The 14716-nt window shown below is 56.2% G+C and carries 11 protein-coding genes; 10 read left to right on the top strand and 1 reads right to left on the bottom strand.

The features are described from left to right. The first annotated feature begins 125 nt into the window (after positions 1 to 125). The 4 genes from HALTITAN_RS22440 (at position 126) to HALTITAN_RS22455 (ending at position 7797) form a co-directional block, all read left to right on the top strand. Positions 126 to 2291, top strand: coding sequence for a methyl-accepting chemotaxis protein (locus tag HALTITAN_RS22440; protein WP_009288471.1), 2166 nt, complete (start codon positions 126 to 128; stop codon positions 2289 to 2291). 163 nt (positions 2292 to 2454) lie between these two features. Continuing rightward, on the top strand, positions 2455 to 4629 hold the full coding sequence (locus HALTITAN_RS22445) for a methyl-accepting chemotaxis protein (protein ID WP_009288472.1): 2175 nt from the start codon (positions 2455 to 2457) through the stop codon (positions 4627 to 4629). Positions 4630 to 4837: 208 nt separating this feature from the next. Next, the gene (ilvD, locus tag HALTITAN_RS22450; RefSeq protein WP_009288473.1) at positions 4838 to 6682 is read left to right on the top strand and encodes a dihydroxy-acid dehydratase; all 1845 of its coding nucleotides are present in this window, start codon (positions 4838 to 4840) and stop codon (positions 6680 to 6682) included. A 56-nt stretch (positions 6683 to 6738) separates the two neighbouring features. Then, complete coding sequence (locus HALTITAN_RS22455; protein ID WP_039860604.1) at positions 6739 to 7797, top strand: oxidoreductase; 1059 nt, start codon at positions 6739 to 6741, stop codon at positions 7795 to 7797. Positions 7798 to 8005: 208 nt separating this feature from the next. Here HALTITAN_RS22455 and nudE read toward each other — a convergent pair whose 3' ends face one another. After that, entirely contained in the window at positions 8006 to 8647 is a 642-nt protein-coding gene (nudE, locus tag HALTITAN_RS22460) for an ADP compounds hydrolase NudE (RefSeq protein WP_022519716.1), read from the bottom strand. A gap of 77 nt (positions 8648 to 8724) precedes the next feature. On the opposite strand from nudE, the gene yrfG reads away from it, so the two are divergent. From yrfG to HALTITAN_RS22490, 6 genes are all read left to right on the top strand, one after another. Next, positions 8725 to 9417: a GMP/IMP nucleotidase gene (gene yrfG, locus HALTITAN_RS22465; protein WP_027958816.1), complete on the top strand. Its 693-nt coding sequence runs from the start codon at positions 8725 to 8727 to the stop codon at positions 9415 to 9417. Continuing rightward, complete coding sequence (locus tag HALTITAN_RS22470) at positions 9414 to 9803, top strand: RNA-binding S4 domain-containing protein (protein WP_039860606.1); 390 nt, start codon at positions 9414 to 9416, stop codon at positions 9801 to 9803. Before yrfG ends, HALTITAN_RS22470 begins: the two co-directional genes overlap by 4 nt. 66 nt (positions 9804 to 9869) lie before the next feature. Continuing rightward, positions 9870 to 10745 carry an Hsp33 family molecular chaperone HslO gene (hslO, locus tag HALTITAN_RS22475; RefSeq protein WP_022519713.1) on the top strand — a complete coding sequence of 292 codons (876 nt, stop codon included), beginning with the start codon at positions 9870 to 9872 and terminating at the stop codon, positions 10743 to 10745. Positions 10746 to 11046: 301 nt separating this feature from the next. Beyond that, the gene (locus HALTITAN_RS22480) at positions 11047 to 12603 is read left to right on the top strand and encodes a phosphoenolpyruvate carboxykinase (protein WP_009288475.1); all 1557 of its coding nucleotides are present in this window, start codon (positions 11047 to 11049) and stop codon (positions 12601 to 12603) included. Positions 12604 to 12827: 224 nt separating this feature from the next. Continuing rightward, complete coding sequence (gene msrB / locus HALTITAN_RS22485; RefSeq protein WP_022519711.1) at positions 12828 to 13334, top strand: peptide-methionine (R)-S-oxide reductase MsrB; 507 nt, start codon at positions 12828 to 12830, stop codon at positions 13332 to 13334. A gap of 44 nt (positions 13335 to 13378) precedes the next feature. Continuing rightward, complete coding sequence (locus HALTITAN_RS22490) at positions 13379 to 14566, top strand: alpha-hydroxy acid oxidase (RefSeq protein ID WP_009288477.1); 1188 nt, start codon at positions 13379 to 13381, stop codon at positions 14564 to 14566. Positions 14567 to 14716: the final 150 nt, after the last annotated feature.

The following is a 14716-nucleotide window of genomic DNA, read 5'->3' on the forward strand; positions in this document are numbered from 1 at the left end:
TTTAAAGCGTCTTACGAGAGTAAGGCGCTTTTTTTACATTTGTTCACTGGTTTGCCGAGATGATCTATAGCGATAATGACCTCTGCTTTTATAAAAATTAAGAATATCTAATTCTTGGAGAACTAATGCGCAATAACCAGCCCGTGACGCAGCGTGAGTATGTTCTGAGTGAGGAAGCGGTGCTTATTTCCCGCTCGGATTTAAAGGGCAATGTGACCTACGCCAACCCTACTTTTGTTGAGGTCAGTGGCTATAGCCGTGAAGAACTCATTGGCTCTCCCCATAACCTCCTTCGTCACCCTGATATGCCTGAAGCTGCTTACAAGGATTTCTGGAAAACCATCCAAGCGGGGACAACCTGGCAAGGCGTGGTTAAAAATCGGCGTAAAAATGGCGATCACTACTGGGTGAATGCCACCGTGGCGCCGCTGCGGGACGGTGAGCGCATCGTCGGCTACACTTCCGTGCGCCGCAAAGCGTCAGAAAAAGCCATTAACCAGGCAGAAAAAATCTATGCCGAGATTCGCGAAAAAGGTAAATCCCGCCACTACGCACTAGCCCATGGCACGCTGCGGCGTAAAGGCTTGACCGGAATGCTGTCGCGCTTTCAGTTCACTAGCCTGAAAGCCAAGCTCACCAGTATGGTGGTGGCGTCGCTGCTGCTACTCTGTCTTTCGGGTGGGTTGGGAGTCTCTGCGCTGTTACTCTCCGGCGAGCGGCTGGAAACCATTAATCGCTCAGGGTTGAGCGATGTCGCCTCGCTGCAGAATATCGAACGCTATATTGGTCAAACGGTTGGCACGCTGGAACCTGCGGTACGAAGCCCTCGTCGGGCTGACCTGGAGGCCGTCAACGCAGACATTGGCCAGTATACCGATGCCATGCAGACGCTGTGGGCGGGCTACTATGCGGATGCGACGGTCACTGATGAGACCGCCCAGGCTTTTGATAGTGCTCTGAATACCTGGATTGATGCGGTGCAAACCGCCCTTGTGGCGATTGAAGAGGGTAATGGGTTCGCGGCCTTTGAGGCCTTGAATGACGTGGTGGTGCCGACCACAGAGTCGCTGCGCGAGATGAACAGCACCTTGGTTGAGCAGGTACGTGCCGATGCCGAATTGCTGGTGACCGAGGCACAAAGCGGGCGTCAGCAAATGCTGATAGCGCAGCTGGTGCTACTGGCGGTAGGCTTTTTAGTCATGATCGGCTTGAGTGTAATGATTCTGAAATCCGTGTTTCGCAGCTTGTCGGGCGCGCGGTATATCACTTTCCAAATTGCCGCGGGTAACTTGGCCGCCCGTGAACGTCGTCAAACTAACGACGAGTTGGGCGAGCTGCTCTACTCCCTGGACACCATGCGTTTTAGCCTCTCCAGCATCGTGGGCGATGTAGAGAATCGTGTCTCAGTGGTTACTCCGGCGATTCAGCAGATAGCCGCTGAAAATGAGGAACTCTCTTCGCGCACTGAGCAGCAGGCGTCGTCGCTTCAGCAGACCGCTTCGAGTATGGAGGAGATGACCTCGACGGTTCAGCAGAACACCGATAATGCCCGCCAGGCGACTGATCTGGCAGTGCAGAACGCTGCCAGCACCAAGGAAACCGGTCAGCAAATGCAAAAGCTGGTGGAGCGCATGCAGCGTATCGCCCAGAGTGCTGAAAAGATGACCGAGATGATCAGCGTGATCGACGGCATTGCCTTTCAAACTAATATTTTGGCACTCAACGCCTCGGTTGAGGCTGCGCGTGCTGGTGAACATGGACGCGGCTTTGCGGTAGTCGCCAGCGAAGTGCGCAATCTAGCTGGTCGCAGCGCAGATGCCGCCCAGGAAATTCGCAAGATGATTGATAGCACTACTCAGGAAGTCAGCGGTGGTCGTAGTGCGGTAGAGCAGGCGGAGCGGGCGATTGAGGAAGTCTCTCAGCAGGTGAGTCGAGTCAGTGAGCTGATGGAGTCGATCAGCACTGCGTCCAGCGAGCAGAGCAGTGGGATCGGTCAAATTAACTCGGCGATTGCCGAAATGGATCTTGTGACCCAGCAGAACGCTTCAAAAGTTCAGTCGATTGCGGCGTCAGCGGACAATCTCTCCCTCGAAGCTTTTGAACTCGCTAACGTGGTCGATGCGTTCCGTTTGGAAGGCGCTCAAGACGAGAACATCAAAGAGGCGCGGGCGAAGTTACAGCGCGCCAACCAGGCACTCAGTAAAGCAACTCAGCAATTGTCAGCCCCTTCAGAGCAGCGTGCTAAGACACCCGCAACACAGCCTCGCGCTGACCAGTGGGAGGCGTTTTAGCCCAGCAGACAACACTGTTAGGTGCTTGATTTCCCTTTATTCGGTTTTATGACATGCCACCCTTCGCGGTGGCATATTTCATGCATTACCTCTAATTGAAAAGGCTTAGCGTTAACTAAGACTAAAGATGGCGCAAGCCTTCAATAAAAAGTAGGGGGTCTCAATGCATAATGCCGCACAAGCAGCATCCACTGTTTATGAATTAGCCGATGACGAAGTGTTGATCTCACGCTCGGATCTGCAGGGCAGAATCACCTACGCCAACCAAACCTTTGTGGAGGTGAGTGGTTACACGCTGGATGAGATCATGGGTGAACCCCATAGCCTGTTCCGCCACCACAGCATGCCCAAGGCGGTTTTTCAGAACCTGTGGGAAACCATTGAAGCCGGTAAAACCTGGCAGGGGCTGATCAAGAATCGCCGCCAAACGGGAGAAGCGTATTGGATGCATACCACCATCGCGCCGCTGCTCGATGGTGACCGCGTGGTGGGCTATACCTCTATCCGGCGTAAAGCGGCGGATAGAGCCATTGCCCGGGCAGAGCGGGTATACGCTGCAACGCAACAGGGCAAAACACGTGGTTTCAAGCTGCATTATGGTGCAATACGCCACACCGGCCTGCGTGGATGGGTAAAGCGTTTTAGTTTCAGCAGCATGCAGGCCAAGCTGATGGGCATGGTGCTGGCTTCGGTGGTTTTACTAGTCATCGCAGGGGCGGCGGGGGTGTATGGCTTAACCAGTTCCGCTGAACGCTTACGCACTCTCAATCAAACGGGCCTTGAAGGCATTACCGACCTTCAGCAGATAGGCCAGCGGGTTAGCCAAGCAATTCAGGCGTTAGAACCGGCGGTGCGCAACCCGAGGCGAGCGGATCTTGATGCTCTTGAAAGCCAGTTAACCACCATGAGTGCCGACATTGAGCAGTCGTGGCAAGGCTATACTGCAGAGCGCGAAACCGGCGGTGTGCAAGAGGGCCTAGCGGCACATCTCACCACTTTTATTGAAAGTGCCGATACCACCCTGACGGCTATCCGCGATGGTAACGGCTTTGCTGCTTTTGAAGCCTTTAATGACAACGTGCAGCCCACCTCTGAAAGTATTAGTGCCACTATCAATGTATTGGTTGAACAGGAACGCACGGCTGCGCATACGCTGATGGACAATGCCGAACAGCAGCAACAGGTATTATTGTACGGTCAATTGGGCGTGCTGCTGCTGGGTATCGTGTTAATGGTGGGGCTGAGCATGGCGGTACTCAAATCGCTGATTAAATCGCTCAACGAGGCGCGCCGGGTAACGTTCCAAATTGCCGCGGGTAACCTCGCCAACCGAGTGACCTTGAAGCGTAATGACGAGTTAGGCGAGTTGCTGAGTTCGCTGGAAACCATGCGCGCTAGCTTGTCGGGGCTGATTACCGAGGTGGGCAACAAAGTCGATGTGGTGACACCTGCGTCCGAACATATCAAACAGCAGAATGAAGACTTGGCATCGCGCACTGAGCAGCAGGCCTCCTCGCTTCAGCAAACTGCCTCTAGCATGGATGAGATGACGGCGACCGTGCAGCAAAACAGCGAAAACGCCCGTCAGGCCAATCAATTGGCCATGCAAAACGCCACCACCAGCCGCGAAACTGGCGAGCGCATGCAGGCGCTAGTCGAACGCATGGAGCGTATCGCCGCCAGCGCCGATAAGATGACCGATATCATTAGCGTCATCGACGGCATCGCTTTTCAAACCAATATTCTGGCGCTGAATGCCTCAGTGGAAGCTGCTCGGGCTGGCGAGCAAGGGCGTGGTTTTGCGGTTGTGGCAAATGAGGTGCGTAGCTTGGCCGGGCGTAGCGCTGATGCGGCTGGCGACATTCGTCGTTTAATCGACTCCTCCTCCCAGGAGATTAGCGGCGGTGCCCAGGCGGTGAAGGAGGCCGAAGCCGCTATCGATCAGGTAGTGACTCAGGTAATGAGAGTCAGCGATATCATGGAAGAGATCAGCACCGCCTCCGATGAGCAGAGCAACGGTATCGCGCAAATTAATACCGCTGTCGCGGAGATGGATCATGTCACCCAGCAGAACGCCTCCAAGGTACAGTCGATTTCCAGCGCTGCTCAAGACCTCACCCGCGAAGCACTGAGCCTGGCCAACGTTATCGCCGCCTTTCGCTTAGAGGGTGCTGCCGAAGAGAGCAGCGAGACTGCCCGCAAGCGCTTGCTTAAACAAGCAGGGCTTGGCTCCACGCCCCCATTAGCGTCATCTCCAGCATTAGCCTCGCCCCAAAATTCCCCGACTCAGCGTACTGCCCAAGCCCAGCCAGCCGAAGAGGCGTGGGCGACCTTCTGATGAACCGGCGCCATGGAGGGCGCTTTACTTCCTATCGGGTCTCGTGATTTAGCCTCTACATCCAGCCTCCACATCTAGTCTCTGCGCATTGCTCATGCCACAATCAAAAGCCACTGATATTTTTCAGAATTAGCCTAGTCCGCAGTCTTGCTTGCTGTGGGCTAATAAAAAATAGAGCCTAGCTATTTATTAGAGAGTAGAGGACACCATGCCAGAGTATCGCTCACGTACCACCACCGCTGGCCGCAATATGGCCGGTGCCCGCGCGCTGTGGCGCGCCACCGGTATGCAGGATGGCGACTTTCAAAAGCCGATTATCGCGGTAGCCAACTCCTTTACCCAGTTTGTGCCGGGCCATGTGCATTTAAAGGATATGGGCCAGCTGGTGGCGCGGGAGATTGAGAAAGCCGGGGGCGTCGCCAAAGAGTTCAACACCATTGCGGTGGACGATGGTATCGCCATGGGCCACGACGGCATGCTCTACTCGCTGCCCAGCCGCGACTTGATCGCTGACAGCGTTGAGTATATGTGCAACGCCCACTGCGCCGATGCGCTGGTATGTATTTCCAACTGCGACAAAATCACCCCAGGAATGCTGATGGCCGCTCTACGCCTCAATATTCCGGTTATCTTTGTTTCCGGCGGCCCCATGGAAGCGGGTAAAACCAAGCTTCTCAACCACGGCCTGGATCTCGTCGATGCCATGGTGATGGCCGCCGACGACAGCGTGGATGATGACACCCTGGCAGAAGTAGAGCGCAGCGCCTGCCCCACCTGTGGTAGCTGTTCGGGCATGTTTACCGCCAATTCCATGAACTGCTTAACCGAAGCGCTGGGCCTGGCCTTGCCCGGCAACGGTACCGTCTTGGCGACTCACTCGGATCGTCGTCGCCTGTTTGAAACCGCTGGTCATCGCATTGTCGAGCTGGCCAAGCGCTACTACGAAGGCGAAGAAGCCCACCTGCTGCCACGTGCCATTGCCTCCAAGGCGGCGTTCAAAAACGCCATGACCCTGGATATCGCCATGGGCGGCTCTACCAACACTATTCTTCACTTCCTGGCGGCGGCCCAGGAAGCCGAGGTGGACTTCACCATGGCGGATATCGATCGCCTCTCCCGTGAAGTACCCCAACTCTGCAAAGTGGCGCCCAATACCCAGAAGTACCATATCGAAGACGTCCACCGTGCAGGTGGCATTATGGCCATCCTGGGGGAACTGGATCGTGCCGGAGTGCTGGATACCTCGGTGCCCACCGTGTATGGCGACAGCCTGAAAGCGGCGCTGGAAGAGTGGGATATCATGCGCTCGCCAAGCGCGGAAGTGGTTGAGTTCTTTAAAGCCGGGCCGGGTGGCGTCCCTACCCAAGTGGCATTTTCCCAAAGTGCCCGCTGGCCGAGTTTGGATGGTGATCGTGCCACCGGCTGTATTCGCGATCTTGAGCATGCCTTCTCTCAGCAGGGCGGCTTAGCCGTGCTCTATGGCAATATCGCGCTGGATGGCTGCGTGGTCAAAACCGCCGGGGTCGATGACTCGATCCTGGTCTTTGAAGGCCCCGCCCATGTGGTGGAGTCTCAGGATCAGGCAGTCGCCGATGTGTTGGCGGATAAGGTCAAAGAGGGTGATGTCGTCGTGATTCGTTACGAAGGCCCGAAAGGGGGGCCTGGCATGCAGGAGATGCTCTACCCAACTTCCTATCTTAAATCCAAAGGGTTAGGCAAGGCCTGCGCGCTACTGACTGACGGGCGCTTCTCTGGCGGCACTTCAGGGCTCTCTATTGGCCATGTTTCTCCTGAAGCAGCGGCGGGCGGTGCGATTGGATTGATTGAGCAGGGCGATCTGATCCGCATCGATATCCCCAATCGGGCGATTAACGTCAAACTGACCGATGCCGAGCTGGCGGCCCGCCGCGAGGCAATGGACGCCAAGGGTGCCACTGCCTGGAAGCCTGCCGAGCAGCGTCCCCGCAAGATCACTCCGGCACTTAAAGCCTATGCGCTGTTGGCGACCTCCGCTGACAAAGGGGCTGTTCGGGATCTAAGCAAGCTCGACTGATATACGCAGCTGAAACATGCAGCTGAAACATGCAATAAGCCCGAGTAAGGAATCAAATGAAGGCGATTATAAACGTTGGATTAGTCGGCTACGGTTTCGCTAGCCAAACCTTCCACGCACCGCTGATCCAGGCCACGGAAGGCCTGGATTTGGTCGCGGTCTCTTCAAGCGATGCCGCCAAGGTGCAGGCGTCACTGCCGGATGTTGAGGTAGAGGCTCAGGCATTAGCACTTTGCCAGCGCAGTGATATTGACCTGATCGTTATTCCCACTCCTAACGATACCCATTTTTCCCTCGCCAAAGCCGCTCTCTCGGCGGGCAAGCACGTAGTGGTCGATAAGCCGTTCACGGTGACCCTGTCAGAAGCAAAGCTGCTCAAAAAATTGGCGGATGATAAAGAACGTCTATTGTCGGTGTTTCACAACCGCCGTTGGGACAGCGATTTCCTGACCGTTAAAGCCCTGCTTGAGGCGGGGACGCTAGGGCGTCTGGTCAATTTCGAATCCCATTTTGATCGTTTCCGTCCGGAAGTGCGCGATCGCTGGCGCGAGAAGGCCACCCCCGGTGGCGGCATCTGGTTTGATCTGGGGCCGCATTTATTAGATCAAGCCTGCGAGCTGTTTGGCATGCCCCAGGCTATTCTGCTGGAACTCGGCGTGCTGCGAGATGGCGCCCAGGCTGACGATGACTTCCTCGCGCTGCTCGATTACGAAAGCTTTCGCGTTACCTTGGCGGCGGGCACGCTGGTGGCCGAACCGACACCGCGCTTCCGGATTAATGGCACCCAAGGCAGCTTCATAAAATACGGCTTAGACCCTCAAGAGGATCGCTTAAAAGCAGGTGAAGTGCCGACATCCCTGTGGGGCGAAGATACTCAACATGGCACTCTGACACTGCGCGAAGGGGTGGGGGATAACGCACCGCTAACGCGTCGTGAGCTTCCTACCCTGCCGGGCGACTACCTGGCCTATTACCAAGGTATAGCCGCCGCTATCCGCGATAAGGAGCCACTACCGGTCAGCGCCGATGATGCCCTGCGCTCAATGTCCTTGCTGGAAGCCGGGCTGGATAGCCACCGGCAGCGCCGCTGGATCGCATTGAAAACTCATCTTTAGAGAGAGGGGCGGGGGATTAGTCGCTTTTGCGTGTGAGGAGCCTTCTTATTATGTCATTGCGAGGAGCGTAGCGACGCGGCAATCTCAACCAGCGGCGGCAGTATAACCCCGAGATTGCTTCGCTTCGCTCGCAATGACAAAAATGAGGTAGCTTCGCTCACGATGACATCGACCCACCTCGAGCGAAGCTACTGCCTACTTAGATACTTCAAAGCAAATCCGTCGCACTATTGCGCTTCTCTTCCCGCAACCTATCCCGGGCGATATAGAGCGCGGCGATAGCGCGGGCTTCGTGAAAATCCTCGCGCAGTAGTAGGGCGGGTAGCTCCTCGATGGCGTGGGTTTCCACAATCAATGGCTCTGGCTCATCCCCTGGCAGGCGCTTGGGGTACAGGTCGGTGGCGAGGAGTACCTGCATACGGTGGCGCATATAGTTGGGTGCCAGCGAAAGCTCGACCAGCGGTTCAATGCGGTGAGCGCCAACGCCACACTCCTCCATCAACTCGCGGTTAGCCGCGGTAATGATATCTTCGCCAGGGTCGACTAATCCCTTTGGCAGGGTGAGCACATAATCTTCAAATCCAGCGGCGTATTCACGTATCAGCAGCACGTGGTCTGGGTCGGGCATCGCCACCATCATCACTGCGCCGCGGTCAGCGCCGGTCAAGCGCTCAAATTGGCGCTCTTCTCCGTTAGAAAAACGCAAATCAAGCGACTCAATCTGGAATAAACGGCTCTGGGCCACGCTCTTGCGAGCCAAAATTTGCGGCTTTTGCTGGTAGCCCGAACGCTTAGCACTGGCACCTTCAGGGTGATTGAAGGTGTCGCGAGTTGGGGGGGGCGTAGACATAAAAGTGGGCCTCCATGGCTGGTAAAAGGCGGTTAAGCTACAATAGCACGCTTACTCCTAACGTGACTGGAGCGGCAATGATTGATTGGCGCGAGATAGACACCGTCCTCTTGGATATGGACGGCACGCTGCTGGATTTACACTTCGACAGCCACTTTTGGCTCGAGCACCTGCCGCGGCGCTACCGCGAACTGCACCAACTGGATGAAGCCTCCCAGGAGGCGCTGCGCGCGCGTATTATCGGCGAGCAGGGCACCTTAAACTGGTACAGCCTGGCGTACTGGAGCCGCGAGCTGGGCGTGGATATCGTCGCTCTGAAGCGCGAAGTCCAGCACTTGATAGGCCTGCGTAGCGATGCTCTGGATTTCCTCAAATGGCTCAAACAGGCCCACCCGAGGGTCGTGCTCGCCACTAACGCGGATCGTGCGAGTCTTGCCCTGAAGCTGCCGCTCACCGGTTTGGAAAGTTACCTGGACGCGATCGTCTCTTCCGAGGACGTAGGAGCCGCCAAAGAGGAGCAGGCGTTTTGGTTTGCGCTACAAGACATCGAAGCCTTTGATCCCACGCGTACGCTGTTTATCGACGACAACGCCCGTGTACTCGAGAGCGCTCGTGAGTTTGGCATTAAGCATTTACTGGGCATTAAACAGCCCGACAGCCAGCGGCCTGAAAAAGAGCTGCAAGAATTTATTGCCCTCGATCGCTTTGCCCACCTGCTACCCGAACAGCTTCCTGAACAGGTGTCAGCAACCCAAGGAGTGCCTAAATGAGTGACAGCGTACGCTTGGACAAATGGCTCTGGGCCGCACGTTTTTTCAAGACCCGCGCACTGGCTAAAAAAGCCATCGAGGGTGGGAAAGTGAATTACGACGGCGGCCGCGCTAAAACCAGCAAGCAGGTGGAAATCGGTGCGCTTATTCGCGTGCCCCAGGGCTGGGAGATATTGGAGGTAGAGGTCTTATCGCTTTCGGATCAACGCCGCGGGGCACCAGAAGCGCGCACGCTCTATGCGGAAACCGAAGAGAGTGTGCAGCGTCGTGCTAAAGAGGCCGAAGCAAGACGCCTCACTAACGAAGCGATGCAACATCCGCTCAAACGCCCCGACAAAAAGCAGCGCCGCGATATCCAGCGCTTCCAGCGCCATCAGGGTGAGTAAGCCCACGCAGTTATATCTTTGCCGCCCTTCAATATTTGCTGTTCTAAAACACTAGGTTGCCAAATTATGTCCGATCAAATTCAACGTTTTATGTTCGATCACACCAATGTCCGCGGCGAGATCGTCACCCTGGCGGCCGCCTACCACGAAGTGTTGGATCGCCACGCCTACCCGCCGGCGGTGAATGAGCTGCTGGGCGAGCTATTAGCCGCCGTGGCGTTGCTTACCGATACCGTGAAATTGGATGGCACGTTGAGTATCGAGGTACGTGGACGCGGCGTTCTGTCACTGTTAATGGCCGAGTCCAACCCCGGTGGTGAACTGCGCGCGATTGCCCGCATAGCAGAAGACGCCGCGCTGCCCAGCGAGCACGCCAGCTTCCGCGAACTAGTGGGAGAAGGCCAGATCGTGATTACCCTCGATCCCCGTGAGGGCCACCGCTATCAAGGTATTGTGGCGTTGGATCAAGAGACCCTGGGCGGCTGCCTGGAAGCCTATTTCAGCCAATCTGAGCAGTTGCCAACCCGCCTCTGGCTGGCCGCCGATGAGAAGCGTGCGGGCGGGTTACTGCTGCAGCGGCTACCAGAAGAGTCACAAAACCAGGATGTCGATGCCTGGGATCGCAGCGTACAGCTAGCCGATACGATCAAAACGGAAGAACTGCTCGGCCTTGAGCAGCGCGAGGTGCTGCATCGTCTCTATCACGAAGAGACCGTGCGTGTTTTTGAACCCAAAGCACTGCGCTTTGGCTGCACCTGCTCCCGTGAGCGTATGAGCTACGCGTTGCACTCTCTGGGTAAAGAGGAACTGCGGGATATTTTGCACGAGCAGGGGGCTATTGATACCCAATGCCACTTTTGCCACACGAAATATCACTACACAGCAGCGGATATTGAAACTTTGTTGGACGACCCTGACGCGCCACCGCCCACGATTCACTAAGTGTGTAGTCGAAAGCGTATATCAGGGTGTTTACCAGCAGTGCTAGGAGCGCCAATGGATTCAATGAATTTGGTGTTTCGTGCAAACGGATGTTTGAATTTTTACTGCGCTGCAACACAAAATGTAGTGCCTTTGTAGTAGTTTAACTACAAGATATTTGATCTGCGCCCCCGTTTCCTGGGGGCTTTCTTTTTGCCATAATGCGCCGAACTTCAGCGCGCCCAGCCGGTTTCACAGTGGTTGGGATGAACATCAAGGCGTCGGTGACGCCCGGTAAACCGAGAGAAGCCCAGGAATCGAAATGACCACGACTCAAGCCGCTCCCCAATCCCACGTTAATCTCAGCAGCGCCGAACTAGTCGAGCGCGCAGTGGCACGTGGCGAAGGCCGCCTCTCAGCCAACGGCGCCTTGGTAGTCAAGACCGGCCTGCGTACCGGTCGCTCACCGAAAGACCGCTATATCGTTGATGAGCCCTCCACTAGCAGCCAAATCGATTGGGGCAACGTTAACCAGCCCTTCGACGCCGGCAAGTTCAACGCCCTGTGGGAGCGAGTCAATGACCACCTGGTCAGCCAAGAGCATTTTGTCTCTGAGCTGCACGTGGGCAGTGATTCCACTCACTACCTGCCGGTGCGCGTCACCACCGAAACCGCTTGGCAAAACCTGTTTGGCCGCACCATGTTTGTACGCCCTCAGGCCTACAATCAAGCAGTTAAAGACGAGTGGACGATTCTTAACGCCCCAGGCTTTGAGTGTGACCCTGCTCGCGATGGCACCAACTCTGACGGCTGCGTGATTCTCAACTTCGCCGAGAAAAAAGTGCTTATCGCGGGTATGCGCTACGCCGGTGAAATGAAGAAAGCCATGTTCTCGGTGCAGAACTTCCTGCTGCCAGCCGCCGACGTACTGCCCATGCACTGCTCGGCGAACGTGGGTGAAGATGGTGAAACCTGTCTCTTCTTCGGTCTCTCTGGCACTGGTAAAACCACGCTCTCGGCGGATCAGGCGCGCTTCTTGATCGGTGATGACGAGCACGCTTGGGGAGATGGAGTCGTCTTCAATATGGAAGGTGGCTGCTACGCCAAATGTATCGATCTTTCCGAAAAGAATGAGCCGGTCATCTGGAACGCTATCAAGTTTGGCACCGTACTGGAAAACGTGGTGCTGGACGACCGTCGTGAGCCTGATTATGCCGACGATAGCCTGACCCAAAACTCCCGCGCCGCGTACCCGTTAGAGCACGTTGAGAAGCGCGTAGCGGAAAACCTGGCGGGCGAGCCGAATGCCATCGTGTTCCTGACCTGCGATATGTCCGGCGTACTGCCCCCAGTGTCGATTCTTTCCAAAGAAGCCGCGGCGTATCACTTTCTGTCCGGTTACACCGCTAAAGTGGGCTCCACTGAAATGGGCTCCTCTGAAGGCCTGGCCGCCACATTCTCTACCTGCTTTGGTGCACCGTTCTTCCCGCGTCCTGCCCGTGAGTACGCTGATCTATTGATCAAGCGTGTCGAGAAAAAAGACGCCCAGGTGTATCTGGTTAATACCGGCTGGACTGGCGGCGCTTACGGCGAAGGTGGCGCACGCTTCTCCATTCCGACCACGCGGGCCATCATCAGCGCGATTCAGTCTGGCGTGCTGCGCGACATCGAGACCAAGCACATCGATGGGCTCAATCTGCAAGTGCCGCTTGCCGTGCCGGGCGTTGATTCCAGCCTGCTCGACCCGCGTGAAACCTGGCAAGACCGTGACGCCTACGACCGCCACCTCAAAGACCTGGCGACCAAATTCGTCGATAACTTCAAGAAATTTGAAGGCGTCAATGAGGCCATTATCCAGGCAGGCCCCCAACTGACCTGAGCATCAGTTGATGACTTGGACGTCAGTTGACCAGCGTGTCAGGCCGCTAGAAAAAGTAGCAGAAAAAAGTAGCGTGCCAGTGTAAGTAAGTCGCACCCAATAGCGACTAAACTACACAGAAATGATCGACCTCAGAATGGGACAGCGCCACGGCACTGTCCCATTTTTATTGGCTCTTTTGCTGGCCGATTATTTTCCTTGCCAATTTCTGGGGAGTGATTCTCATGAAAAGACGTCAATTTTTAGGCCTGGCCGGACTAACCGGCGCGGTCGGGGTGATACCTGGACTGTCATTTGGCTTTCCACGGCTTGACCTGGAGGCTGCACCAGGCCTGGAGCCACTGGAGCTTAGTGAAGCCGAATGGCGTGAACGACTCTCCGATGAAGCCTTTGATGTACTCCGAAAGGCAGGCACTGAGCCCGCCTTTTCAAGCCCGTTGGACAAGGAGTGGGGGGATGGTGAATACCGCTGCGCTGGCTGCGATCTGTTACTCTTCACCAGTGAAATGAAATATGATTCCGGTACCGGTTGGCCAAGCTTTTTCGAACACGTGGAAGGGCATATGCTGACCGAGCTGGACTTCAAGCTGGTTTGGCCCCGTACCGAATACCACTGCGCCCGCTGCGGTGGCCATCAGGGCCACGTCTTCGAAGATGGCCCCGAACCCACCGGCTTGCGCTGGTGCAACAATGGCGTTGCCTTGCGCTTCGTGCCTGCTGAATCGAGCTAGGCTGCCGAGCGGGGGGAGGATAGAACAATCATTAGGAGTGTTGCGTGAAAGGTTGGCTCCAACAACGATGGACTCGAAAGAAACTCGCCAGCATCCATAACCTGCATGATGTTGAGCGGCTGGCCCGAAAAGTGTTGCCCAGGCCAATTTTTGGCTATATCGACCATGTGGCCGAGGATGGGCGAACCCAGCGAGCCAACCTCACCGCTTTTGATGATTACCGCTTTTTGCCCAATGCGTTTGTCAACGTCTCGCAGATTGATCTGCACACCGAGCTTTATGGCAAACGCTATACCGTTCCGTTCGGTATCGCCCCCATGGGCATTAGTGCGCTGTCAACTTACCAGGGCGACTTAGTGCTGGCGCGGGCAGCAGCAAAGCGCAACCTGCCCATGGTTATGAGTGGTTCATCGCTTGTGCCCATGGAGGAGGTGGCTAAGGTGGAGGGAGCCGACTGGTTTCAGGCCTACCTGCCCGGTACCCCAGAAGGTATCGAGGCCCTGCTCGAGCGGATCAAGCGAGCCGGCTTCAAGAAGCTGGTGGTAACGCTTGATTACCCGGTGCCGCCCAATCCCGACAATTTCCGCCGTTCGGGATTTTCATCCCCTCTCGAGCCAACCCTTCGCCTAGCATTTGACGGTCTGATACGGCCTAGTTGGCTATGCAATACCTTCCTGCGCACCTTGTGGAAGCACGGTATGCCGCATTTTGAAAACAACTATGCCGAGCGGGGCGCTCCCGTTATCTCCCGCCAAGCAGCGCGGGACTTTTCGGGGCGGCGCCATTTTGACTGGGGTTATCTCGATCTTGTACGGCGCCTGTGGCCCGACACCTTGATCGTCAAAGGGATATTAAACCCGGAAGACGCAGTACGTGCTCAGCGGGCAGGGGTTGATGGCATTATTCTTTCAAACCATGGCGCACGCCAGTTGGATTGCACCATTTCCCCGCTCCAGGTGCTGCCCGAGATCAAGCGTCGCGTTAGTGATATCCCTATTATGATCGACAGCGGCTTCCGGCGTGGTACTGATGTGATCAAGGCGCTGGCATTGGGGGCTGATTTTGTCTTTGTAGGGCGCCCCTTCAACTACGCCGCCGCCTGCGCGGGGCAGGCCGGGGTAGAGCATGTCGCCGATCTTTTACAGCGTGAAATTGAGCGCAATATGGCTTTGCTAGGGCTGACCAGTCTCTCACAGCTAGACCGCTCCTGCCTCTACCTATCAACAGTGTGATTACGTGCCTCGGCCATGTGCATAACGTGCACATCCCCTTGGAATCCCCACATCCATGTGCATGCGAGATTTAGTAGCGCGTGGTAAGCCTAAGGCGCACCCGCGGAAGCAGCGCGAAGCGGTGCCGGGGTTGGTTCGTATAGGCAGTGT

It is taken from the genome of Vreelandella titanicae BH1 (assembly GCF_000336575.1).
Taxonomy (GTDB): domain Bacteria; phylum Pseudomonadota; class Gammaproteobacteria; order Pseudomonadales; family Halomonadaceae; genus Vreelandella; species Vreelandella titanicae.